The sequence below is a fragment of the Gelidibacter algens genome (genome assembly GCF_001678675.1).
In the GTDB taxonomy this organism is placed as follows: domain Bacteria; phylum Bacteroidota; class Bacteroidia; order Flavobacteriales; family Flavobacteriaceae; genus Gelidibacter; species Gelidibacter algens.
Map to the genome: position 1 here is coordinate 18,832 of NZ_LZRN01000029.1, position 23,232 is coordinate 42,063.

A 23,232-nucleotide genomic window follows, 5' to 3' on the forward strand; every position below is an offset into this window, starting at 1 on the left:
AAATTATGGCAAAAAAGAAAGCTGAAACTCAAGATTTTTCTGCGTATATCCGATGGTTTTGGATGATCATTGTAGGCGGTGTGTTATTTGTGGTCTTATTATTTTTATTGGCTTCTTGGGGTGTTTTTGGAGAGATGCCCGATTATACACGTTTGGAAAATCCATCCACCAATTTGGCAACAGAGATTATTTCTTCAGATGGTGAATTATTGGCTAAAATTTACAATAATGATAACCGTACACCTGTAGATTATAAAGAGTTGCCGGATCATTTGGTAAAGGCTTTAATTGCTACCGAAGATGCGCGTTTTCATGAACATTCAGGTATTGATGCTATAGGTACTTTGAGGGCTTTCATTTTTTTAGGAAAAAGGGGAGGGGCAAGTACCATATCACAACAGTTGGCTAGACAGTTATTTGTTGGCGTTAGATCTAAAAATATTGTGGAAACGGCAACACAGAAAATAAAGGAGTGGGTTATTGCTATCCGCTTGGAACGTCAATATACCAAGGAAGAAATCATTGCGATGTACTTCAATATCTATGACTTTGGAAATAATGCCGACGGAATTAGAAGTGCCGCCAGAATTTATTTCGGGAAGGAACCTAAAAACTTAGACGTTAAAGAATCTGCGATGTTAGTGGGCATGTTTAAAAATTCCTCACTCTACAATCCAAGACCTACACGCAATCCGGAAGGCACTCGAAACAGAAGAAATGTCGTATTGAACCAAATGGAAAAGTACGACTATATTGCAGAAAACGTTAATGATTCTATCAAAAAATTAGACTTAGGTTTGCGTTATTCTCCAGAATCACATCGTGAAGGATTAGCTACTTATTTCAGGGCCTATCTCACCGAATTCATGAAAGATTGGATCAAAAACAATCCAAAACCGGATGGAACGGGGCTTTACAGTTTGTATGATGATGGTCTTAAAATCTATACCACCATCGATTCGCGCATGCAGCAATATGCTGAAGATGCAGTACATGAGCATATGGCGCGATTGCAGGCGGAATTTTTTAATCAAAATACACCCGATCGAAATAAGACGGCGCCGTTTTTAGATTTAAATCAAGATGAAATAACAGATTTGCTTAAGAGAAGTATGCGGCAATCTGAACGTTGGCGAATTATGAAAGCCAATGGTAAAAGTGAAAAGGAGATTGTAGCGTCTTTTGAAAAGCCAACGCAAATGAACGTTTTTTCTTGGAAAGGTGAAATTGACACCATCATGAAACCGGCAGATTCTATGCGGTATTACAAATCGTTTTTACATACGGGTATGATGTCCATGGATCCGCAAACAGGGCATGTCAAAGCTTGGGTTGGTGGCATCAATTACAGACATTTTCAATATGATCACGTTAAACAAGGAAAACGTCAAGTAGGTTCTACGTTTAAGCCCTTTGTTTATGCAACGGCTATTGATCAGTTGCATTTATCACCATGTGATACGTTTCCAAATACCAAAATAACCATTGAAGCAGGAAAGTTTGGGAATCCATTACCTTGGAGTCCTGATAATTCAGACGATAAATACGGTGGTTTTAAAACGTTGAAGAGTGCCTTGGCAAATTCTATTAACACGATTACCGCACGATTGATGGATAAAGTGGGTCCACAACCTGTGATTGATATGGCAAGAAATTTAGGGATTGAATCAGATATTCCTGCAGTACCTGCTATCGCCTTGGGCACCCCAGATTTAAGTGTTTATGAGATGGTAGCGGCCTATGCCACATTCGCCAATAAAGGGGTCTATAACAAACCAGTAATGGTGATGAGGATTGAAGATAAAAATGGGACTATTCTCTATCAATTTACTCCAGAGTCAAAAGATGTGTTGAGTGAAGAAGTGGCTTATGTTACCACTAATTTATTACAAGGGGTTACAGAAGGCGGATCAGGATCACGTTTAAGAGGTTCTTGGGCAACAGATAATCAATTATATAAAGAAATTATTACAGGCTATCCTTATGCTTTGACGAATCCCATTGCTGGTAAAACAGGAACTACACAAAACCAAAGTGATGGATGGTTTATGGGTATGGTACCTAATTTGGTCACTGGCGTTTGGGTTGGTGGCGAAGAGCGCGCTACTCATTTTAAGAGCATTGCTTATGGCCAAGGTGCCTCTATGGCATTGCCAATTTGGGGGCTCTATATGAAAAAATGTTATGCTGATAAAGAGCTCGACGTATCAACAGGAGACTTTGAACGTCCTGCTTATCTCTCCATAAATGTGGATTGTAACAAAAGAAGTGAAAGTGACAACTCAGATACCGAAGGTTTTGGAGATGACAGTTTAGACTTTTAGTTTAGAGAGCTTAACAAATGTGAAAAACCCATTTAAAATGAAATTTCATTTTAAATGGGTTTTTTTTGTCGATTCAATCGGTACTTGCCATATTTTAAAAAAGTCACACCCCCTACAAACTTAATTCATTTTTGAATGGCTATTTTATTTCGTAATTTTCAAACTCCTAAAAAAAAACACTCATGATTAATAAAAAAGTAGCCAACGTTACCGAAGCCATGCAAGGGGTAAAGGATGATATGACCCTGATGTTAGGTGGTTTCGGACTATGTGGTATTCCTGAAAACGCTATCAATAATTTGGTACAAATGAACGTCAAAGGACTGACCTGTATTTCCAATAATGCTGGGGTGGATGATTTTGGTTTGGGATTGTTATTGCACAAGCGCCAGATCAAGAAAATGATTTCTTCTTATGTAGGAGAAAATGACGAATTTGAACGCCAAATGCTCAGTGGAGAACTAGATGTGGAGTTGGTGCCTCAAGGCACGCTTGTGGAACGCTGTAGAGCTGCGCAATCAGGTTTTCCTGCCTTTTTTACTCCTGCAGGTTATGGCACAGAAGTCGCAGAAGGCAAGGAGGTCCGGGAATTCAATGGAAAAATGTATGTGCTAGAAAAAGCTTTTGAAGCCGATTTTGCTTTCGTAAAAGCTTGGAAAGGCGATGCTGCAGGCAATTTAATCTTTAAGGGCACGGCTAGAAATTTTAATCCTGCTATGTGTGGCGCTGCAAAAATCACGGTTGCTGAGGTTGAAGAATTGGTGCCTGTTGGAAGTTTAGATCCGAATCAAATCCATATTCCGGGCATATTTATCCAGCGTATTTTTCAGGGTAAAGATTATGAAAAACGCATTGAACAACTAACTGTAAGGAAAAAGTTATAAGTAGTGAAGTTTTAGCGTCGACAATTCTGACACATGCATGGCATGTGGTGCGTTTTCGAGACACAAGTGAAAGTTGATATAAATTCATAAGATTTCCGTCTTCTCGGGAATGAAAAAACTAAAAAATGTTAGACAAAACAGGAATCGCAAAACGTATTGCAAAGGAAGTTAAGGATGGATACTATGTCAATCTTGGAATCGGTATTCCAACCCTTGTTGCCAACTATGTAAGAGATGATATAGAAGTAGAATTCCAAAGTGAAAATGGTGTTCTGGGCATGGGACCTTTCCCTTTTGAGGGGGAAGAAGATGCTGATTTGATCAACGCCGGGAAACAAACCATCACGACCTTGCCAGGGGCTAGTTTTTTTGACTCTTCTATGAGCTTTGCCATGATCAGGGGAAAACATGTAGACCTGACTATTTTGGGCGCCATGGAGGTCTCAGAAGAAGGCGATATTGCCAATTGGAAAATTCCCGGTAAGATGGTTAAGGGTATGGGAGGCGCCATGGACTTGGTAGCAAGTGCTGAAAATATTATCGTGGCTATGATGCATACCAATAAGGCAGGAGAATCTAAATTGTTGAAAAAATGTAGTTTGCCACTTACTGGAGTCGGTTGCGTAAAGAAGATTGTGACCAATTTGGCGGTCTTGGAAATTACCAAGGACGGATTTAAATTGTTGGAGCGCGCTCCAGGAATCTCCGTTGAGGAGATTATTAAAGCTACTGAAGGGAAATTGATCGTAGAAGGTGATATCCCTGAGATGACTTTATAACAGTAGTTTTGTAATAAATTTTAAGCCACGAATTCACGAATGAACTAATAAATTAATTCGTGTATTGGTGGCTGTTTTTTTTATTGAATTTTAGCGTTTCCCATACGACCCAAAGAAGCAAATCGGATAATTAACGTAAGAATAATCTTCATAATGGATTGTAATTGTTAAAATTTTGCGCACTTCATCTAATAATTATGTATTTAGACTGATTTATAGAAATAATGTCACATATTTACAAAACAGAATAAAAATCGTCTATCTAAATAACCTTAAAATAAACATAACTTTTTTTGCCCCAAAAAATTACCATAAACCTAACTTGTGATTAGCCCCAAATCTACCATAAATTTTGACTTATGAACACCGCCCCAAATCTATCAAAACCTACTTTATCTGAAAGCAAATTATTTGAAACCTTTCAGAAAACATTACACTTACTGAAAGGTATGTTAATGCTCACAAAAAAAATATTCATGCTCTAATCCTCACCCCGGGTTTAAAGTGTAGTATTTTTTTTATGTGTGCTCTCAACTGAGCACCTAGTTTTCTATCAAGGATCAGCTTAACACCTATGAGTTTTAGTTTTGAGTTTGAATTATTTTAAAAAGAGATCTGCAGAATTCTGAGAATCTGTAGGCAATTAATTCGCCTATCAAATATGCTTAATCTCACTCTCATCCAAAATTGAGTCCCCACGTAATCTTAAGAAGATTTGCGCTACAGCAATCGTGTCTTTCTCACAATAGATAACAATCCGTTCGACATCGTTTTCTTCATAATAGACGCGACAAACCTCACTACCATCAATATCATCTTTGGGAGATGGAATACCTAACACATTGGTCAGTAATTTTAAGGATGTATAATTTTTATAATCGCCAAATTTCCAGAGTTCCAATGTATCTAAGTGCGGTACTTCCCATGGTTTCTTGCCGAAAAGATTCAGTTTATATGGCAGTTCAATATTGTGGATGATCATGCGTCTGGCGATATATGGAAAGTCAAATTCCTTTCCATTATGGGCACATAATATATGCTTGGCTTGGCTGAAATGCGAGGCTAATAAAGTTTTGAAATCTTTTAAAATAGTGATTTCATCACCATGAAATGACGTGACGCGAAACGTTCTAATATCCCCTTGAAATTTGAAATAGCCAACTGAAATACAAACGATTTTTCCAAACTCAGCCCAAATTCCAGCCCGCTCATAAAACTCTTCTGCAGAAACTTCGGCTCTTTGGTACTTCGATTTAAGATCCCAAAGGTCTTGTTTGGTTTTATCAAGTTCAGAAAAATGAGGTGTTTCTGGAACAGTTTCAATGTCCAGAAAAAGAATGTCTTCAAGGTTGAGTTTGTTGATCATGTGTACTTCCTGCGAAGGCAAGACTCTTATTAATTATTAGTCATCATCTATTTTGTATATACGTTCATTCCTGAAACAATTTGAGAAAATTCGCAATATTTGTATCTAATTATTCTTCATCATCGCATAAGCCTCATCAATATACGTATATATATCCTGCGTAAAGGCATCGCCATCATAATCCACTTTTCTTGATTCGTGGCCCAAGCGTACAATGATCACATTATCATCAGGTTGAACAATAACGTACTGACCCAAATGGCCACGCATCATAAAAAAGTCTTTCCCTTTATAATCTTGAATCAACCACCATCCGTAACCATACTCTGGACTTGCAGCGAACCTTGGCGTGACTGATTTGGCAACAAATGCCGAATCTAAAACTTGTTTGCCGTTCCATTTACCATGATCTTTGAACAATTTGCCGTAACGGGCAAAATCTTTTGCGTTACTAGCGATACAGCAATAGGCTTTGACCAAATCATTTTCTTCACTGTCCACTTGCCAAAGTGTTGAATTTTCAGAGCCTAAAGGTTTCCAAAAGGATTCAGAAAGATAGTCATACATTTTTTTACCGGTGGCTTTTTCAATCACCATCGCTAATAGTTGCGTGTCTCCACTGGCGTATTTGTAGGCTTGGCCGGGTTCATCCACGACCTTCAAACCGAGAATAACCTTTTCCAAATCGTCATCAAAATAGGCGCGTGTGGTGATGGATAAAGGTGAATAGTAGGCCTCATCCCAATTGGTGCCAGAACTCATGGAGGATAAATCGCCAACCGTCATTTTCGCTGCTTTACCTTCGCTAAATTCCGGAAAGAAATCACCCACCGGTTGGTCCAAACTTTTGATATGGCCTTGTTCAATGGCTTTTTGCATCAGTCCAGACACATAACTTTTGGCCATTGAGAATGAATTTGATTTAGAATCTTCTCCAAATCCATCGCAATAATTTTCAAACCAAATACTGTCATTTTTGATAATCACATAGGCGATAGTACCTAAATCTGTATTGATTTTTTGAAGAGCTTCCGTTTCTTTAGCAGAATTGTAATCGGCGTGGTTTGGCCAAGGTTGGCCTGCGCCATTGGCCACAACTTCATTATCAAATTGTTTGTAATCTTCAAGATAGGCTGTAGAATGGCCTTTAAGGTAAATGGTTCTCACAGCTTTTAGCAAGTAATCAGTATCTGTGATATACAAAATGGCGACTATCAGCACAAGTAGGACGAGTAGCCATTTTAGGACTGTTTTAAGGAATTTCATAAGTTGGTGTTTAGCGGAATAAATATAGGGAATAATCTTACCTTTCATGTAAAAGACCTGACAGGTTTTTAATCTGGAACTTTCGGGCAGGTGAGGTCTTGGTTACTTCATTCAAATAAGCGTTGCTGAATATAAGGACTTTCATGTTCCAAAAGCCATTGCTTGCGATATAAGCCGCCGGCATATCCCGTCAAACTGCCATCTGAGCCAATAACACGATGGCAGGGTATCACAATCCACAGCGGATTTCTACCATTCGCATTGGCGACTGCTCTGATGGCTTTAATATCGCCCAATTGTTGGGATAGCTCTAAATAGGAACACGTTTTTCCGTAGGGAATGGTTTGAAGTTCATTCCAAACTTTCTTTTGAAAATCAGTGCCTTCAGGATTTAATTTTATATCGAATTGCGTGCGCTTACCTTCAAAATAGTCATGGAGTTGATGGACGCAGTCTTCAAGTTCTAAGGGAATAATATCGGTGATTTTTTCTTCAGAATTTAAAATGGAAATGGAGGAGATGCCGTCTTCAGTACCAACAATTTTGGTAAAACCTAAGGGTGATTCAACAACACAAACCGCCATTAACTTTCATCGTTCGAAACGTCATTATCACCCCTTAGCATGCCCAAGCGTTTCGCTCTTGCCTCCCAACTTTTTCTGGCTTGCTTTTGAAGATCGGCAATATTATCGCTTTCATCCATAATTTCAAGTCCCAAAAGGGTTTCAATCACATCTTCCATAGTGACCAAGCCGGTAACTGTACCATATTCGTCCACCACCAAGGCCATGTGGTTTTTGCTTTCTACTAGTTTTTCAAATAGGATTGGTATGGGCAATTTACGCTCCACAATAATAATTTCTCTCTTAATATCTGCCAATGTTTTATCGTCATTATCAAGTGCCATTTCTTTATAGATATCATCTTTTAGGACTAATCCCGTAATATTGTCTGGACTGCTAGAATAGATTGGGATTCGGGACACGCGAAGCTCTTGATTTTCATCAAAAAAGGTTTTGACGGAGGTTTTCTCATCCTCAGAGACCATGATGGTCCGTGGCGTCATAATATCCTTGGCTACAATTTTCTTGAAGTTGATAAGGTTTTTAATCACTTTGCTTTCTGATTCTTGAAATACACCTTCTTCATGGGCGATATCCGTCATGGCCAGAAAGCTGTCTCTACTTACAGTGCTCACGTGTGAATTTTTGCCACCAATCAATTTTGTAGTGAGTTGCAATAGCCAAAGAATGCCTGTATATTTTAAAGGAAAAATTAGAATATTAAGTCCTTTGGAAGTAAAATTCGCCAAGTTCTTCCAGTACGTCGCACCAATCGTTTTCGGGATGATCTCAGAAAGGACTAAGATCATTAGTGTCATAAGAGCAGAGACGATCAAAATGGAATTGTCGCCATTTCCAAATACCTGTTCTGCCTGTACACCTACCAAAATGGCGCCAACGGTATGTGCAATGGTGTTTAGGGTCAATATGGCAATGAGAGGTTTGTCAACATCCTTTTTTAACATCTCTATGTTCTTTGCATAGTCTTTGCCTTCCTTCTTCTTAATATTGATAAAGGTTGGCGTGATGCTCAATAATACAGCTTCCAATATGGAGCAGAGAAATGAAAAGAATATGGAAACAAACGCATAAATAATTAATAACGTCATGGGTGTTTAAGTTTATATGCTAATTTAAGAATATTATTAGGTTTTGTGTTTGTGTTTTGCTGAAACAATTTTAACTTAGTTTTCTAAAATGATGCTGGTGTTGGGAACACCGTACTGTGAGATGCGTTCTATAAAAGTGATCAGATCTTTATTGCTTTTAAAGTATCCCAAAATAGATAGGCGATCCTCACCCGTAATACGGTCACAGCGTTGTACTTCTTCTTGATGGACAATTTGGCTGTAAGCCGTTCTTAAAGTGCTCGATTGGTGGATTGTTAACTGGATGTATGCCTTTGTAGCGACGCCGAGTTTTTCATGATCAAGTTTTAAGGAATAGCCCAAAATAATCCCTTTTTCTTCTAATTGCTTGACCCGTTTGCCTATTGCAGGTGCAGAAAGCTCCACGGCTTTACCGATGGTTGCAAAAGATTCGCGGGCGTTTTTACGCAGCATCTGGATGATTTTTGTATCTATACTATCCATTGAATCATAAATGTTTTAGCTGTTTGTAATTTTAATCGAAAATAAATATAAAATATTTTTTTGATTATAAACCAAAAAAGCGCTTTTCAGAGGTTTGCGTCAGTGCACAAAACTTTGAAAAAGCGCTAAAATTGTAAACTGGTAAATCTATATTATTTATTTAAAAGTCTCACAACATCTTTTGCAAAATAAGAGGCAATCACATCAGCACCTGCACGCTTTATAGCAGTAATTTGCTCCATCATAACCGCATCATGATCTAACCAACCTTTTTCAGCGGCAGCTTTGAGCATGGCGTATTCGCCAGAAACTTGATACACGGCCACCGGAACATCGACGGCGTTTTTGATTTCGCGGACAATATCCAAATAACATAATCCTGGTTTGATCATGACGATATCAGCACCTTCATCAATGTCCATTTCAGTCTCTTTGAGGGCTTCAAACCTATTGGCATAATCCATTTGATACGTTTTTTTGTCCTTCGGAATATTTTTCATGTTTACAGGTGCCGAATCTAACGCGTCACGGAAAGGCCCATAAAAGGCTGAGGCATATTTGGCGGAATAGCTCATAATGCCTGTGTCAGTAAAACCTTCATCTTCTAAAGCTTCGCGTATGGCTAGAATACGACCATCCATCATATCACTTGGCGCCACAAAATCAGCTCCTGCTATAGCGTGGGACACACTCATTTGTGCCAGTAGTTCGGCACTTTCATCATTTAAAATGATGCCATTTTCTATAATTCCATCATGTCCATAAGCGGAATACGGATCAAAGGCCACGTCAGTCATCACCAACATATCAGGACAGGCATTTTTAACTGTTTTAATGGCGCGTTGCATCAATCCGTTAGCGTTGATGGCTTCAGTGCCTTTATTGTCTTTAAGGTTGTCTGCAACTTTTACAAAAAGCAATACTGATTTTAAGCCCATACTCCAAAGTTCTTTGACTTCCTTTTCGAGCAAGTCTAAACTATAGCGGAAGTAATTTGGCATGGAAGCTATTTCTTCTTTTACGTTTTTGCCTTCTACGATGAACAACGGGACCAAAAAATCATTTGGTGAGATTATGGTTTCCCGGACTAATGACCGTATCGCCTCGTTGGTTCTTAATCTTCTATTTCTTCTTAATGGGTACATAATTTGAGTTTTCAGTTTGCAGTCTTCTGTCTGCAGTTTAATTCTTTGTTGAGGACTATTTAAAGTGTCTTTGTTTGTGTTATAATTCAATCCAATCTATAGGATTTTTTAATACGTCTAGTAACTTTTCTTCGTCGCTTCCTTTTTTAGGATGATGGTCATACACCCATTGGACGTGTGGTGGCAAACTCATCAAAATACTTTCGATGCGTCCGTTGGTTTTCAAACCGAACAAGGTGCCTTTGTCATGCACCAAGTTGAATTCTACATAACGGCCACGACGTATTTCCTGCCAAGTTCTATTGGCATCTGTATAAGGGAGGTTTTTTCGTTTTTCCACAATAGGGACATAGCATTCAAGAAAACTATTGCCCACTTCAGTGACATAATTATACCAATCTTCCATAGAGAATTCTTCAGTGGCTTTACAATAATCGAAGAATAAACCACCAATTCCACGTGCCTCGTTCCGGTGTGCGTTCCAAAAATAGGTATCGCATTTTTTTTTGTACAACTCATAAAACGCGGGGTGATGCTTGTCGCAGGCCATTTTACAGACCTCGTGAAAATGCGTGGCATCCTCGCTAAACAGATAGTAAGGCGTTAAATCCTGTCCACCACCAAACCAAGAATCGACGATATGACCTTGTTGATCATACATTTCAAAGTAGCGCCAATTGGCGTGAACAGTCGGCACCATCGGGTTTGTCGGGTGCAATACCAAACTTAATCCGCAGGCAAAGAAATTGGCATCCTTAACTCCAAAATACTGTTGCATACTTTCTGGCAACTCACCATGAACGGCAGAAACATTGACGCCTCCTTTTTCAAAAACAGTACCGTTTTCAATAACGCGCGTTCTTCCGCCGCCACCTTCAGGGCGTTCCCAGAGGTCTTCTTGAAATGTTGCTTTGCCATCTACAGACGCCAGTTTTGAGGTGATGGTATCTTGTAATTCTAGTATATAGTTGTAAAATTTATCTTTCATGTTTTGAAAATTCGTAAAGTTCCATATCTAAAGAGGCTCCGTTTAAAGGGGTGAATTCATTTTTCAAAGTTTTTTTCCATTTGAAGCCAGAGTTTAAAGCGGCATTAACGCTTGATACATTCGTCTTGTGGGATATTATTAGAAGTGTTTTCAACCCCATCACCTCAATTGCATAGGTGGAGATTGCCTTTATGGCGTGACTCATAAGTCCTTTGCCTTTAAAACCTTGCCCTATACAGTAGGCAAATTCACCTTGCTCGGTCTCCCAATCTACTTGCTTTAAAATGATCAATCCCATAATTTGAATTTGGTATGTATCTTTGATCACAAAAACATATTCTTCCTTTTTTTCAGCTGCCTCTATTTTCTTATTGATGTAATTACGAGTGCTTTCCAATGTTCTATTATCTGCTAACGTAAGAGGGAGAAAGCGATTAAAGCGCTCAGTATTGGATACCAATAGTTTGTTCAACTGTAAGGCATCATTGGGTTGCACTAATGAAATGCTGATATGTTCTGAACTATATATCATTTGATTTTAATCTGTTTTGCGCCTTAAGTAGCTTCACAGTTTCTGTGGAAGCTGCGGTTACTGATAATGGCAGCACGAGAATAATTCCAATAACAGGAATTAATAAAAATAGCATAAAAACGATACCGTTCCCAATGGCCAAGCCGCGATGCTGTTTTACAAATTTAATGCTTTCATCATATTTAAAATGACGTTCCAGGGTATAATCCATATTTCCAAAACCGGCGTAATATGCTTGCACTAAAAAAAGTAGAATAGTGGAAGCGATGCCAACAATTGGTATAAAGCTAATCAGGACAATGGGAATGGTCAACAGCAATTCCAATAATAAATTCCTGACATTAATGCGTATGCCCCTTAACAATTGTTCTGAAAATGAAGTATCCCGATGTTGGTGTCTTTGAGCACCCAACAAATGGGCTTCAATTTTTTCAGAAACAGGGCTCATAAAAGGCGCTGAAAGTGCCATCACAATATGTTTGTAAAGGATAAATCCCAATACTAGAATCAGTACACCGCTGAGGATTTCACTTATGACAAAGAACGTATCTTTTCCCCATTCCCAAACCCAAAGGTTTGAAATATACAACCCAAAATTATCAGCTAATGCATAAGCAGAAAGGATGATTGATGTGGCCACTAATATGCTGATGAGCATGGGCACACCAAAATATTTCCAAAGCCTGAGTTTGGAAATCAATTGAAGGGTACCTGCGTAGGCTTTGATGCCGTTGAAAATGTTGTAGATCATCCTATCCCTAGCCCTTTCCAAAGGAAAGGGAATTTTATTTGGCTATTATTTTAATTTGTTTCAAAAATCGTAAGTGCACTCTTTTAAAAGTTCTTTTGACTTTTACAAGGTACAAGAAAACTTGTAGATGGTTTGACCAACTACAGGGGTGAGACAAACATAACAGTTCCTTCCCCTCGGGAAGGTTAGGATGGGATTTTATACTCCTTTACCGCATCAATAAAAGCTTTGGCGTTATCCAAAGGAATATTCGGTAAAATACCATGGCCTAAATTAACAATGTATTTGTCTTTGCCAAATTCATTAATCATTTGGTTTACCATTTTTTTGATTTCTGACGGTGGCGAAAACAATCTGGAAGGATCAAAATTACCTTGTAACGTGATGTTTCCTCCAGTCAAATAACGCGCGTTTTTTGGAGAACAGGTCCAGTCAATACCCAAGGCAGAAGCATTGGATTTTGCCATATCGCCCAATGCGAACCAACATCCTTTTCCAAAAGCAATGACAGGCGCATCATCTTTTAAAGCTTCAATAATTTGGTTCACGTATTGCCAAGAAAATTCGTTGTAATCTGTTGGTGACAACATGCCTCCCCACGAATCAAAAATTTGAACGGCGTCACAACCTGCCGCCACTTTGGCTTTTAAATAGGTGATGGTGGTGTCTGTAATTTTTTGCAGTAATTGGTGTGCAGCTATAGGATTGGTAAAACAGAATTCCTTTGCTTTGTCAAAATTCTTGCTGCCTTGGCCCTGCACACAATAGCATAAAATGGTCCATGGTGATCCAGCAAAACCAATCAAAGGCACTTCATCATTTAAAAGTTCTTTAGTAGCTTTGATAGCTTGCATCACATAGTCTAATTCAACATCCACATCAGGAACAATCACATTATCTACATCTCTTTGCGTCCGTACCGGATGTGGTAAGTAAGGTCCGAAATTTGGTTTCATCTCTACTTCAATATTCATGGCCTGAGGAATCACCAAAATATCGCTAAACAAAATGGCAGCATCCATCCCGTAACGACGGATGGGTTGCACAGTAATTTCACTTGACAGTTCTGGTGTTCTACAACGGGTAAAGAAATCATACTTTGCCTTGATTTCTTGAAATTCGGGTAAATAACGTCCTGCCTGACGCATCATCCATACCGGTGGTCGGGCAACAGTTTCTCCTTTTAATGCTCTTAAGTATAAATCGTTTTTTATCATCTCTATTTTTGTGTAAAATGGTCCCAACATCTTGGAACATTTAAATTCAACTAATTTTTAATGTTACAGACCTCCTGTGAGTCTTACTTTTTATTATTCAAATCCGCAATTTTTTCATTCAAACCAAAGACTACCATGATATCGTCTTTTTCAATTCGCGTATTGGTGGTTGGTACGCCAATGACTTTTACTTTTGCTGGCGCCCCAATAAAATTGATTTTCTCTCTGATGCGCAATAAGGTAATGACATTGACATGATGGTTTAACCTGATATTCAATTCTCCTATGGTTTTACCAACAAAACTTTCTGGTGTTTTAATTTCTGTAATGGAATAGTGCTCATCAATTTTATAGTTATCGATGACATTTTTTAAATTGATCTTATAGGTCAATTTTTGAGCAGCTTCTTGTTCAGGATGGACTATAAAATCAATTCCCATGGCCTGTAAAACCGTATCGTGAATGGGAGATAGTGACCTGCTGATCACCTTTCCGGCGCATAGTTTTTTAACAATTGCGGTAGTAATAATGGCTGCGCCTTCATTTTCACCAATGGCTACTACCGTTAAATCTGCCTGTTTTGTTGGCAGGGCTTGGTAGGCGAGTTCATTGGTGGCGTCCATACAAACCACGTGAGCCAGTTGGTCCTTTACCAAATTGACTTTCTCCATTTGTCTATCAACACCAATGACTTCATTGCCTGTTTCAGTAAGATTCAGTGCCAATGCCAATCCAAAATTTCCGAGACCGATAATTATAATTTTCATGTGTTAATTGATTAAAATGTTTTCTTGTGGATATTTATAAAACTTCTGTTCTATTTGCCCAAGCATTCCAAATAATAAATTCAGGGTGCCTATACGTCCTAAAAACATCACCACTATAATAACATATTTGCTAGGTTGAGACAAGTTTGGAGTGACATTCATGCTCAATCCAACGGTACTATATGCAGAAAAAGATTCAAAAGCAAGAGGTAACAATTGTTTGTCCGGTTCAAAGAACAACAACAATAATGTACTGGTGCCTATAACCAATAAAGAAATACAAATTATGGCAAAAGCTCTGTTGACAGAACTGCTGGAGATTTCTCGAGTATCGATTTCAATACGCTTTTTTCCACGTGCTGTGGCAATAATATTGAGGGTGGCTATGGCAAAGGTACTGGTTTTAATTCCACCGCCTGTAGAGGCCGGTGAGGCACCAATCCACATTAAAAAAATAACTACTAATATAGACGGTGTTGCCACTTGTGAATAATCTACCGTATTAAATCCAGCCGTTCTTGGGGTTACTGAAGAGAACATGGCTGAAGTAATTTTTCCATAGAGCGTGGTGTGTTCCTTTAGGGAATGGTCAGCTTCTGCAAAGAAGAAGAAGACAAATCCTGCCGCTAAAAGTATGCAGGTGGTAAAAAATATTATTTTTGAATTTAGTTTAAAAACCCTCACCGGTAAGGTTTTAATGCCTTTGATAAACGTGTTGATAAAAGCCGTTTTGAAGTACACGTAAGAATTGTGCACAATATTATAGCCTAACCCACCTATAATGATGAGCAACATGACAGCCCATTGCAAGGAATAATCAAATCTGAAACTTGGATCATAAAAACTAGCTGATGAGGTGGAAAAGCCCGCATTACAAAAAGCTGAGATAGAATGGAAAATTGAGAAAAACACCTTGTCCTTGACAGAGTCAATATTATCAATTGAAAAATAGATTGCCACTGCGCCTATAAGTTCTAGAGTGATTGTGAAGAGGACAATACGAACAGCTATTTTCAAGACATCCTGTAAATTCTCTGAAGCCGTAAAATCTTTGACATAAAGTCCTTCTCTAAATGATGAATTTTCCTTAAAAAAGTAGGCGAAAAACGAGGTAAATGTTAAAATGCCCAAGCCTCCAATTTGAATCAAGATTAAAATTACAATCTGACCTAGTTGCGTAAAGTCATTGGCTGTGTCCAACACGGCCAACCCAGTCACACAAATAGCGCTTGTAGCAGTAAATAGTGCATCAATAAAGCTAATGCCGTTGGTGGTGACCTTAGGAAGCATTAAAAATAAAGCACCAATAAAAGAGAATATAAAAAAACTGCCCACAAAAAGAATGGCCGGATTAAAATAAATTTTGTAAACATGCTTTATAAGAATGGAAAGCCTTAACAACAAATAAATGAAGAGTCCTACTTCAAAAATCACCTTGGTCTCCTTTAGCAACGGTAGCATATCCTTACCATCGTTGAGCAATAAGTACCCACCTGCAGAAGTGATAATTACAATTAACAGGACCAAATTAAATTTGAGGGTTTTCCTGATATTAGCGTCAGAAAATTGATAAAATTTGAAAATATTAAATGCTATCAGGAGACTGGTGAGTACAAAGAATATAGCCAGCTTATAAGGTTTATAGCTGTCATTAACGTTAAATCCGAAATCGAAAATCAGGAAGAACAAAATAAGGATATCGATAAATCGATACGCAGTTTTGAGCGATTTTGTGTTGATCATGGATCCCTTTTTAAGTAGCTACAAAATTAGATATTTCTATCTCTTAAGATCACCTATTGATTGTAATGAGCATTTACCAAATCAATGACACTTTCAACCGTTGGCAATTTGGCAACACGCACATCCTCAAAATATTTTTTGGCTTCGGTGGCGGTAGTTTCTCCAATACAATAAGCCACTTTGTCGTTTGGGCTATTGTTTTTAAGATAGCTATCAACGGTTGAAGGACTGTAAAACATGATCCCTTCTACGCTTGAATCGATTTTCTCTGAATCCAAAATAGTCTTATAGGCTTCTACCTCGTTGACTTTGATGTGGTTTTTTTCGAGAGTTTGTGATAGTTCATCCAGTCTGATATCACTACAAAAATGCGTCACTTCAGTACCGTCAATAAACTCTACTAAATATTCAGCAAGTGATTTGGCATAGTTTTCAGAATGCTTGACTTTGCCAATTTTGGACTCAATCAATTTTTTTGTGCGACGCCCTACGCAATAAATGTTCTTAAACTGTAATTCTTCTTTTGGAACAATGGCAGTAATAGCGTCTACGGCATTTTGGCTGGTGATAATGACGTTATCAATAGCCGATTTTAAAATAGGCTTCGGAATTCTGTTTAAGCTTATTTTTAAAAAGTCGGTACTTTCAACATTGATATTCTTGAACCGTTGGCGTTGCATCTCGGACAAATTCTTGGTAGAGAACACATGAATCTTTTTATCGGCGTCTTTGAGGTCATTCATGACTCTATTTCCACCGCGTTCCAATACATAGTCGGCTGCATATTGCGCCATATTATGATGGTTGCCCAATTTTTCATTACGGGTAACTTCAATCTTTTTACTACCATCTAAACTCAACAAGACACCTTGAAAGTGTACTTCTTCATTTTTGATAAAGGCCAATGCACCAATAGGCGCAGAGCAACCACCTTCTAAAAGATTCAAAAATTTGCGCTCAATGGTGGTGCAAATTTCAGTTTCTTCATGATTGATCTCTTTGCAGATACTGAGCAGTTCCTCATCAGCTGAACGTGCAGTAATCATAATCGCACCTTGTGCAGGGGCAGGTACCATCCAATCCAAATTAATGGCGTCATCTGGTCTTACACCAATTCTACCAATACCGGCTGCAGCAAAAATGGCTGCGTTCCAATCATCGTGATCTTCCAGTTTTTGTAACCGCGTATTGACGTTGCCACGCAATCCTACAACGGTATGTGTTGGATAACGGTTAAGCCATTGGGCTTTTCGTCTCAAACTTCCTGTGGCAATAGTGGCTTCTTTTTGGGATAAAAACTCTTCATTGTCTTTAAAGACTAAGGTGTCTCTGACATTTCCGCGTTTTAAAACTGCGGCTTGAACAATGCCCTGTGGTAAAAGCGTGGGCACATCTTTAAGGGAATGTACGGCAATATCAATGTCGTCATTGAGCATTGCCATATCCAAGATTTTAGTGAATACACCTATAATGCCTAATTCGTAAATGGGTTTGTCAAGGAGTAGATCGCCTGTTGATTTAACAGGAACCAATACGGTTTTATGACCCAAATGTTCAATTTGTTGTTGTACAGCTTTGGCTTGCCATAGCGCTAATTCGCTATCACGCGTACCAATTCTTATAAGTTTAGACATGAGAAGGAGATTCTAACTGAAATACTTTTTTGATGAGTTCAATACTTTCATCAGTAGACATGTCATCATTTCTAAGGTGGCATGCAAAGTGGTTTGTTATTTTTTGGATAATATTATTGCTGATCAACTCTGCTTGTGCTTCGTTGAAATCTGAATGTTTTTTACGTTGTGTCTCTAATTCAGCATTTTTGAAATCGAGTAATTTGTGTTTCAAGGCGTTAATGGTAGGTGCAAACTTTCGCGTTACCAGCCAACTGTTGAAATCTAATTTTACCTCTTCAAGAATTTGTTCAGCAATTGGGATAAAAGTTTTTCTTCGCTCCAAAGTGTCATCGGTCATTAGCGATAGATCATCAAGATGAACTAAAGTCACATGATCCAACTCTGTTACGTTCTGATTAACGTTTCTTGGAATGGACAAATCTAAAATCAACAACGGTTTTTTTGATTGGATGCAATGCTTATCTACCGTTGGATTGAGTGCTCCAGTGGCAACAATCAAAATATCAGAGGCATTGATTTCCTCTTGAAGATTGGCGTAATCCTTAACTAACAGATTAAACTTACCGGCAATTTCTTCAGCCTTATTTTTAGTCCTGTTGATAAGGGTAATATGTTCGTTTTTGGTATGTTTGACAAGGTTTTCACAGGTGTCCCTACCTATTTTTCCAGTTCCGAAAAGAAGAATATTTTTGCCTGAAACATCCTTTACCGTGTTTAAGATATAATGTACAGAAGCAAAAGATACTGAGGTTGCACCAGAAGAAATCTCTGTTTCTGTCTTGATACGTTTACTGGCTTGAATGACCGCATTGATCAATCGTTCAGTAAAAGCATTGAGCAAGCCCAATTTTTTCGAACCTCTTGCGCTCTTTTTGAGTTGACTGATGATTTCAAAATCCCCTAAAATCTGGCTGTCAAGACCAGAGCCTACACGAAACATGTGGGAGATGGCTTCTGTATTCTTATAAATGTAAGCCACTTCCTGAAACTCTTCAACAGTACCTTTTGTGTTTTCACAAAGTAATTTGATGAGTTGGTAAGGATGCTCTGCAAAGCCGTAGATTTCGGTTCTGTTACAGGTTGAGGTTACAATTAAGCTCTCAATGCCTTCTGTTTTTGCCTGGTTAAGGAGGTTTTCTTTGGAGGTTTCGTCTAAACTGAAACGTCCTCTAACATCGGCATCTGCTTTTTTATAGCTTAAGCCAATGGCGTAAAAATAAGTGCCTCTCGTCATGTGATAATGCTGCATACCTGCTGTGGAAAATTTCATGACAAAAATAGAAATGAGAATCCAATAAAAACAACGCTCAAGGAACTATAAGTATCGCTTGTGGTTTTTTACGGTTTAATTTGATAAAAGTATGATAAATGTCATATTTTTGTAGTTATATCAGTGCTTTTTGAAGGTTTAGTTTAGAATCAATCTAAATAAAGACAAAATAAAATGGAAGTTTATGGAATTAAAAAATGTCGCTAAAGGTTCTTTCGGGGAAACTCAGGTTGAAGATGGATTTTTTGTGTTGACCTGTCAAAATGAAAGTAATGTCGTTGAAGTTGTCCAACGTGCAATAGATAGTAATTTCATTCAATTCCATTTTTGTTTGAAGGGCTCAAGCAAGTTTGTGTTTAATGAAGGGCGTTACGCCTTAGATATTTTGGAAGAGAACTCACTTTTGCTGTACAATCCTCAACGTGATTTGCCTATTCATTTGGAAATGCAGCCCAACTCATGGCTGGTTTCCATTTTGATCTCTATTAAAAAATTTCATGGCTTGTTTTCACAGGAAGCCGATTATATTACGTTTTTGAGTGATGATAACAAAGACAAGAAATATTATAAGGATGGTAAGATTTCGCCTTCCTCTGCCATTGTCCTGACCCAATTGGTGCATTATAATTTAAATGCCTCTATAAAAAATCTCTATTTTAAAGGAAAGGCATACGAGTTGTTGAGTTTATATTTTAACAGAAGTGAAGAAGCAAATGTTGAGCAATGTCCCTTTCTGGTAGATGAAACCAACGTGATCAAAATCAGGAAGGCTAAGGACATCGTTATTTCACGAATGGCAGAACCTCCATCATTACAAGAGCTGTCAGATGAAATTGGCTTGAATTTAAAAAAACTCAAAGAAGGCTTTAAGCAAATTTATGGCGATTCGGTTTATAGTTTTCTATTTGATTATAAAATGGAAGTCGCTCGGAAACTCTTGGAATCTGGCGAACACAACGTCAATGAAGTAGGCTTGAAAGTGGGTTACAGTACATCGAGTCACTTTATAGCGGCATTCAAAAAGAAGTATGGGACGACGCCTAAGAAGTATGTTTTGGCATCGAGTTGAGTGTTTAAAACTGATATTCTAATCTTAAAAGAACGAATCGTGGCAAGAGTTTGTATTCTCTAGTTGAGCTGCCGATATCGCTAATTGAGACATTTCTAAAAATTTTTGTATTAAAAAGATTTTTACCAGTTATGCCTACAGATAATTTGTTTTTCTTGAGCTGATAAGTGGAGTCAAAATCTAAAAAATAATAGGTGTTGTCGTCATTCTCTAAATTGCCAAAAGAATAACGTTCAAATTGCAATTGCGCATTAAATTTATCATTGAAAACAAAACTCAAATCTAAGAAGCTGATGTTGTCTGTAAAAGAAGTAGTGCTTGTGGTTTTAATTTCATTAGAAGTCCATTTGGTACCAAGGTGGTAATTAAACATACCTCTGAAACTAGATCTTAACTCTAGACCATAATTGTAATTATGAGATATTACTGTTCTTAAATCTAAATTGTTGACGCTGTTTTTAAACTCACTTTTAATAAAGCCCAAATCTACTTTTAAGTTAGAGGACATAAACTTGAAATAATAATCTAATTTAGAATTAAAAGTAATAAACTCACGATCTCTTATAATTGTTTTATTAGTAAGTGTAAAATTTTGGTCAATAATGGTATTAGTTGAAAAGAAGTCGTGGTTTTTACTGTAAAGCAAAAACGTATTTGCAAAAAAGACGATCGCTCCAATTGCCTAATTGATAATTTAGCAAAGCACTTGATGCGTCCAATTGATTAAGATCACCTGTGCCAGCCGAAAATGAGCGGAAACCAATTAAGACAAATTTGTTATAAACATCTAAAATTTTTGCGTTTGTTGTATTGTAACTGTAGCTCGTTATTATTTTATTTTTGTCATCTATTTTCCAGTCGAGACCAATACCTGGATTTACAAAAAAAGGATTTTGTTTAGTTTTATTGTCTAATTCTTCTAATCGATTAAATAGCTGATGAAGATCTACCTTCCCTGTAAGGGAAAAATCTCCAAGTTTATAGCGATATTTACTTTTTAAGTACAAATCGCTGACAATGTATCTGGCTTCGTTTTGAAAACCTTTTGGGTTGTTAAGGTTATACTTGTCTTCTAAAAGCGAAAATTTTGTCCTTAATTGATCTTTTCTATATTCATTACCTATCTGCAGCTCCAATAGATTTCCATTTGTTTTTCTATCCAGTAAATGAGCATTAAAACCAAAAAACTGCATTTGGTTGCTGCTCTTTTGCTTTACATTATTTATAGTTTCTGAATCTTCAAATAAATCTTGAAAATAAAATTGATTGACTCTATAGTTTTGAGGTGTTTTTTCGTGAATGAAACGACCAGTTAACAAAAAGACTTTAGTGTCCTTAAATTTATTGGTATAATTAATTTTTTGATCGAACAATGTGTTTTGATGCTGCAGATTTTCGATAGTAGAATTACCATTGAACAACAAACTAGAACCATCATTATAATCCCCACTGTTAAACTTTGTAGTGGCTTCTATCATTTTAATTTTAGATATGTTGTAAGTGAGATCTAATTTACCAAAGGCAACTCTGTTCTTATTGCGTACTTTATAAATTTCTGTATTTGTAAAGCTGGTGTTATTGACATTGACAATATCTATACTGTTTCTAAAAAAATCATTTTCGTCCCAATTAAAAAAACCTAATGTTTTAATTTTTAGTTTTTCAGTTGGATTAAAAATGGCATTCAGAGAAACTAGTTCAGCATTGTTAAAATTGGTTCTGCTCCGCTTAAAGTTTAAATTTTCAAAAGAGAGATCTATCAAATCAGTAACTTTTTGATTGTCGCCTATAGTTCCAGGTTCATTAAAACGAAACGATTCAATGAGCTGTTGTATGTCTCCTGTGGCATCATAGCCAATACTATTAAGATTGGTCAAAAAGTAGTACTTGTCCTTTTTGCCAAAATTCATAAGGTTGCCTTTTATTTGATAGAAGTTATCATTACCAATACCCATTTCGGCATTACCAAACCAAATACGTTTGAATTTTTCATCGAGCTTTAAATTTAGGGCAACCTTATTACTTTCTTCTATATCCTTTAATAATCTGTTGTTGGAGTAACGTTGAAGTATTTCCACCTCTTCAATAGGGTAAGCAGGCATGTTTTTTGAGAGTATTTTATAGCCCTTTTCAAAAAGGTCATCTCCGTCTATCATAAGTTTTTCGATTTCTTGATTGCCAACTTTTATAGTGCCTTCACTATTAATGCTAAGTCCAGGGATTTTTTTCAATAACTCTTCTACGGTTTGCTCAGTCCCGTTTGTAAAGAATTTAGTTTTAAAATTGATGGTGTCATTTTTTTTTGAAATAGGACTTTCTGACACAATAATAACTTCATCTAAATTTGTAAGGCTTTCTTCTAAAAGCACATCGAATATAAATTACTTTTTGGTTTTTTTTTATTTCAAAAGAAAAAGTCTGGGTTTTGAAACCTAAAGAAGAAAAGGAAAGTTTAAAAAGTCCAGTGTTATCAGTAAATAGTTCATACGTACCATTTTCACTAGAAAGAGAATAATTTAGAACATAAGAATTTGTACTATCCTTTAGCAATATATTAGCCCCTAAAATTGGTGAGTTGTCATTTTGGATTATTGTACCTCTGATCTGAGTTTGAGAAGAGCACATTAAACCAATACATAAAAAGAGAATTACATAAACTAATCTTTCTTTTTTTCTACTCTTCTTCCCATTCATATTTTAGTTCAAATCCTTGTCTCTTGTATGGCTCAACACTACGAATATCGGCTTCCCTTCCTAATTTTGCCATGGCATATTTTAGCATTAATTCATTCTCTCTCTGTTTTAGTTCAACATAATCTTTAATTGATAATGATTTTCCGTTCCCTTTGTTTGAATCAATGATTTTATCTACATCAATATTGTCATTTATTTTTACTTGAATAGCGGAAGATTTTATTTGCCCAGTTTCATCTTGAAATTCAAGAATTCCCCCGGGTAAACCGAATAATTTCCAAGGGCCACACCATGAAGGTATGTCTTTGGTAAACCAAGCAATATAAGTTCTCCCTCTAAAATTACCTTTTGCTTTTTGACAATCAAAGCTATTGATGGTTTTGCTTTCTTTTACAAGTTCCCATTTTATTTTTGGAATACTTTCTTCAATAAGATAGGGTGTTGTTGCTACTGTACCTTGTGATTTAAGAGTTCTGGTATTAAGTGAAGCAACATAGAACTCTTTTACATTTAAATCTATAATTATTTTGTTTGAATCCTTATTAGAATCTTTTTTTTTATTCATCTTTTGTGCTATTAGTCTCTAAATAAATGGACTTTTTATTGTCGAAGTATAGAGTCCATTGCCTTTCAACAGGAACACCT

Annotated in this window: 22 protein-coding genes; 4 read left to right on the forward strand and 18 right to left on the reverse strand. The window is 37.1% G+C overall.

What is annotated here, in order from left to right:
* Positions 1 to 5 precede the first annotated feature (5 nt).
* From A9996_RS13150 to A9996_RS13160, 3 genes are all read left to right on the forward strand, one after another.
* Positions 6 to 2,324 (forward strand): penicillin-binding protein 1A, encoded by a 2,319-nt coding sequence (locus tag A9996_RS13150; protein WP_066435793.1) that lies wholly within the window; start codon positions 6 to 8, stop codon positions 2,322 to 2,324.
* Positions 2,325 to 2,506: 182 nt separating this feature from the next.
* On the forward strand, positions 2,507 to 3,208 hold the full coding sequence (locus A9996_RS13155) for a CoA transferase subunit A (RefSeq protein WP_066435796.1): 702 nt from the start codon (positions 2,507 to 2,509) through the stop codon (positions 3,206 to 3,208).
* A gap of 125 nt (positions 3,209 to 3,333) precedes the next feature.
* Positions 3,334 to 3,987, forward strand: coding sequence for a CoA transferase subunit B (locus A9996_RS13160; RefSeq protein WP_066435799.1), 654 nt, complete (start codon positions 3,334 to 3,336; stop codon positions 3,985 to 3,987).
* Between the two features lie 655 nt (positions 3,988 to 4,642).
* Here A9996_RS13160 and A9996_RS13165 read toward each other — a convergent pair.
* The 14 genes from A9996_RS13165 to hemA form a co-directional block, all read right to left on the reverse strand.
* The gene (locus A9996_RS13165) at positions 4,643 to 5,353 is read right to left on the reverse strand and encodes a 3'-5' exonuclease (RefSeq protein WP_066435803.1); all 711 of its coding nucleotides are present in this window, start codon (positions 5,351 to 5,353) and stop codon (positions 4,643 to 4,645) included.
* 105 nt (positions 5,354 to 5,458) lie between these two features.
* Positions 5,459 to 6,619 carry a serine hydrolase domain-containing protein gene (locus tag A9996_RS13170; RefSeq protein ID WP_066435884.1) on the reverse strand — a complete coding sequence of 387 codons (1,161 nt, stop codon included), beginning with the start codon at positions 6,617 to 6,619 and terminating at the stop codon, positions 5,459 to 5,461.
* A 107-nt stretch (positions 6,620 to 6,726) separates the two neighbouring features.
* Positions 6,727 to 7,203, reverse strand: coding sequence for a methylated-DNA--[protein]-cysteine S-methyltransferase (locus A9996_RS13175; protein ID WP_066435805.1), 477 nt, complete (start codon positions 7,201 to 7,203; stop codon positions 6,727 to 6,729).
* Positions 7,203 to 8,291: a CNNM domain-containing protein gene (locus A9996_RS13180; protein WP_066435808.1), complete on the reverse strand. Its 1,089-nt coding sequence runs from the start codon at positions 8,289 to 8,291 to the stop codon at positions 7,203 to 7,205. Before A9996_RS13180 ends, A9996_RS13175 begins: the two co-directional genes overlap by 1 nt.
* A gap of 75 nt (positions 8,292 to 8,366) precedes the next feature.
* A complete protein-coding gene (locus A9996_RS13185; protein ID WP_083993958.1) occupies positions 8,367 to 8,774 on the reverse strand; it encodes an Lrp/AsnC family transcriptional regulator in 408 nt (135 codons plus the stop codon).
* Between the two features lie 152 nt (positions 8,775 to 8,926).
* The gene (hemB, locus tag A9996_RS13190) at positions 8,927 to 9,919 is read right to left on the reverse strand and encodes a porphobilinogen synthase (protein ID WP_066435887.1); all 993 of its coding nucleotides are present in this window, start codon (positions 9,917 to 9,919) and stop codon (positions 8,927 to 8,929) included.
* Between the two features lie 79 nt (positions 9,920 to 9,998).
* A complete protein-coding gene (hemF, locus tag A9996_RS13195) occupies positions 9,999 to 10,907 on the reverse strand; it encodes an oxygen-dependent coproporphyrinogen oxidase (protein ID WP_066435816.1) in 909 nt (302 codons plus the stop codon).
* The gene (locus tag A9996_RS13200; protein WP_066435823.1) at positions 10,897 to 11,439 is read right to left on the reverse strand and encodes a GNAT family N-acetyltransferase; all 543 of its coding nucleotides are present in this window, start codon (positions 11,437 to 11,439) and stop codon (positions 10,897 to 10,899) included. The genes hemF and A9996_RS13200 overlap by 11 nt, the downstream gene beginning before the upstream one ends.
* Positions 11,429 to 12,190 carry an EI24 domain-containing protein gene (locus A9996_RS13205; protein WP_066435825.1) on the reverse strand — a complete coding sequence of 254 codons (762 nt, stop codon included), beginning with the start codon at positions 12,188 to 12,190 and terminating at the stop codon, positions 11,429 to 11,431. The genes A9996_RS13200 and A9996_RS13205 overlap by 11 nt, the downstream gene beginning before the upstream one ends.
* Before the next feature lie 185 nt (positions 12,191 to 12,375).
* On the reverse strand, positions 12,376 to 13,407 hold the full coding sequence (gene hemE, locus A9996_RS13210; RefSeq protein WP_066435891.1) for a uroporphyrinogen decarboxylase: 1,032 nt from the start codon (positions 13,405 to 13,407) through the stop codon (positions 12,376 to 12,378).
* Between the two features lie 83 nt (positions 13,408 to 13,490).
* On the reverse strand, positions 13,491 to 14,174 hold the full coding sequence (locus A9996_RS13215; protein WP_066435826.1) for a potassium channel family protein: 684 nt from the start codon (positions 14,172 to 14,174) through the stop codon (positions 13,491 to 13,493).
* Positions 14,175 to 14,177: 3 nt separating this feature from the next.
* On the reverse strand, positions 14,178 to 15,917 hold the full coding sequence (locus tag A9996_RS13220; protein ID WP_066435835.1) for a TrkH family potassium uptake protein: 1,740 nt from the start codon (positions 15,915 to 15,917) through the stop codon (positions 14,178 to 14,180).
* Between the two features lie 53 nt (positions 15,918 to 15,970).
* The gene (gene hemC / locus A9996_RS13225) at positions 15,971 to 17,551 is read right to left on the reverse strand and encodes a hydroxymethylbilane synthase (RefSeq protein ID WP_066435837.1); all 1,581 of its coding nucleotides are present in this window, start codon (positions 17,549 to 17,551) and stop codon (positions 15,971 to 15,973) included.
* Positions 17,544 to 18,803: a glutamyl-tRNA reductase gene (gene hemA, locus A9996_RS13230; RefSeq protein WP_066435895.1), complete on the reverse strand. Its 1,260-nt coding sequence runs from the start codon at positions 18,801 to 18,803 to the stop codon at positions 17,544 to 17,546. The genes hemC and hemA overlap by 8 nt, the downstream gene beginning before the upstream one ends.
* 205 nt (positions 18,804 to 19,008) lie before the next feature.
* Between hemA and A9996_RS13235 the strand changes: the two genes are divergently transcribed.
* On the forward strand, positions 19,009 to 19,893 hold the full coding sequence (locus A9996_RS13235) for a helix-turn-helix transcriptional regulator (RefSeq protein ID WP_066435840.1): 885 nt from the start codon (positions 19,009 to 19,011) through the stop codon (positions 19,891 to 19,893).
* Between the two features lie 4 nt (positions 19,894 to 19,897).
* On the opposite strand, the gene A9996_RS20615 is transcribed toward A9996_RS13235, so the two are convergent.
* The 4 genes from A9996_RS20615 to A9996_RS13245 all read right to left on the reverse strand — a co-directional run bounded on the left by A9996_RS20615 (position 19,898) and on the right by A9996_RS13245 (position 23,152).
* Positions 19,898 to 20,401, reverse strand: coding sequence for an outer membrane beta-barrel protein (locus A9996_RS20615; RefSeq protein WP_248912350.1), 504 nt, complete (start codon positions 20,399 to 20,401; stop codon positions 19,898 to 19,900).
* A gap of 124 nt (positions 20,402 to 20,525) precedes the next feature.
* Positions 20,526 to 22,262, reverse strand: a complete 1,737-nt coding sequence (locus A9996_RS20620) for a TonB-dependent receptor (protein ID WP_248912351.1) — start codon at positions 22,260 to 22,262, stop codon at positions 20,526 to 20,528.
* Positions 22,228 to 22,587: a carboxypeptidase-like regulatory domain-containing protein gene (locus A9996_RS20625; RefSeq protein WP_346210631.1), complete on the reverse strand. Its 360-nt coding sequence runs from the start codon at positions 22,585 to 22,587 to the stop codon at positions 22,228 to 22,230. The genes A9996_RS20620 and A9996_RS20625 overlap by 35 nt, the downstream gene beginning before the upstream one ends.
* Positions 22,568 to 23,152 (reverse strand): GLPGLI family protein, encoded by a 585-nt coding sequence (locus A9996_RS13245; protein WP_066435843.1) that lies wholly within the window; start codon positions 23,150 to 23,152, stop codon positions 22,568 to 22,570. The genes A9996_RS20625 and A9996_RS13245 overlap by 20 nt, the downstream gene beginning before the upstream one ends.
* Positions 23,153 to 23,232 lie beyond the last annotated feature (80 nt).